2 tRNA genes and 2 rRNA genes are annotated in these 1,613 nt (G+C 39.1%); all 4 read right to left on the reverse strand.

The features are described 5' to 3' along the window. A 23S ribosomal RNA gene (locus tag CDOM16188_RS11030) occupies window positions 1–425 on the reverse strand; the annotation flags it as partial. 528 nt (window positions 426–953) lie between these two features. Further along, a tRNA-Ile gene (locus tag CDOM16188_RS11035) sits at window positions 954–1,030 on the reverse strand. 130 nt (window positions 1,031–1,160) lie between these two features. Further along, window positions 1,161–1,236: transfer RNA gene (locus CDOM16188_RS11040), tRNA-Ala, on the reverse strand. 276 nt (window positions 1,237–1,512) lie between these two features. Further along, window positions 1,513–1,613: ribosomal RNA gene (locus CDOM16188_RS11045) — 16S ribosomal RNA — on the reverse strand; the annotation flags it as partial.

Here is a 1,613-nt window from a genome sequence, read left to right on the forward strand (position 1 = left end):
CCCGGCTTCAGACAGAATATCACGTGTTCCGCCCTACTCAGGATACTGCTAAGTAAAACATCGCTTTCATATACGGGAGTATCACCCTCTATGCTTAAGCTTTCCAGCTTATTCTATTAGCTTTGTTTAGTCTATGTTGCAGTCCTACAACCCCGTTAGTAAACTAACGGTTTGCCCTCTTACGCGTTCGCTCGCCGCTACTAGCGTAATCTCGTTTGATTTCTTTTCCTGAGGGTACTAAGATGTTTCAATTCCCCTCGTTCGCTCCATTACGGTAACTGACATCGCTATCAGTTGGGTTGCCCCATTCGGAAATACCCGGATCAAAGCCCCTTGACGGCTCCCCGAGTCTTATCGCAGCCTGGCACGTCCTTCATCGCCTCTACTAGCCAAGGCATCCACCATTTGCTCTTTGTAGCTTACCTTTTATTAGTATATTTCATATTCTAATTCGCATCACTTCCTTGTTAAAGGTAATATAAACAACAAAAATTTAAAATCATACACATGAATATATGCAGCAAATTTAAGTTTATTACTAAATTTAAACTCTAATCTCCAAGACGGAAAGCATTAACTGATATATAGATAAGTTTTAACTCTAGATATCTTGTGTTGTTAAACTTCTGAATAATGATTATATTCAAGAGATAAGATATTTAAATCTTTAACAAGTCCTGTAAAATTGTTTTATTTAAAACTTGCTTGTGACTCTTAACAATGATAAATAAAAGAACGTTTTAGACTTCACATACTAGCGAAGCTAGTATTTGCGACCAAGGAGCTACGCCCTTTGGAAACCCCTAAAGCACATCGCTTCTTTCGGAAGCACCGTAAGATAAGGATATTAATCCACTCAAAGTCTAAAGCAAACATTCTTCTAGGAACATTTGATTTAAACTTTGATGTTTAAATCTTTTGTAGTTAAACTAATTTATTTATTTGCTAATTAATGGTGGGCCTAACAAGACTTGAACTTGTGACCTCACCCTTATCAGGGGTGCACTCTAACCAGCTGAGCTATAGGCCCTCTTGCTTGCTCTTTTGCATTCTATACTGTGTCAAAGCTTGGTCGTAACTTCGTCACGTAGTGTATCTACGCTCCTCGTTACTCGGTCGCTTTTTCTTTTCTAGAATAAAAATAGCTTCGCACTTAAATTTGGTGGAGAATAGCGGGATCGAACCGCTGACCTCCTGCGTGCAAAGCAGGCGCTCTCCCAGCTGAGCTAATTCCCCTTAACATCCTTACTTCGCATACTAGCAAAGCTAGTATTTACGAGCAGGAGTTTCACTCCCTGCACCCACCTAAAGCTATTAAGGATTTATTCTAAACTTCGTTTATCATAAATCGCAAATTTAGGTTTTTGTCTAGGCAATTAAGGAATTAGACAAATTTATTAGCCGTCAATCTTTCAAAACTAAACAAGGATGATTGAGTAGATTAGTTTAATAAGGCTAATCTAAATTTTCCTTTGATGAATATCTTGTGAGAGAATATTCATTGTACTCTAGAAAGGAGGTGATCCAACCGCAGGTTCTCCTACGGTTACCTTGTTACGACTTCACCCCAGTCGCTGATTCCACTGTGGACCATAACCGGTTTGGTATTTGGG

Source organism: Campylobacter sp. RM16188 (assembly GCF_012978795.1).
GTDB lineage: Bacteria > Campylobacterota > Campylobacteria > Campylobacterales > Campylobacteraceae > Campylobacter_A > Campylobacter_A canis.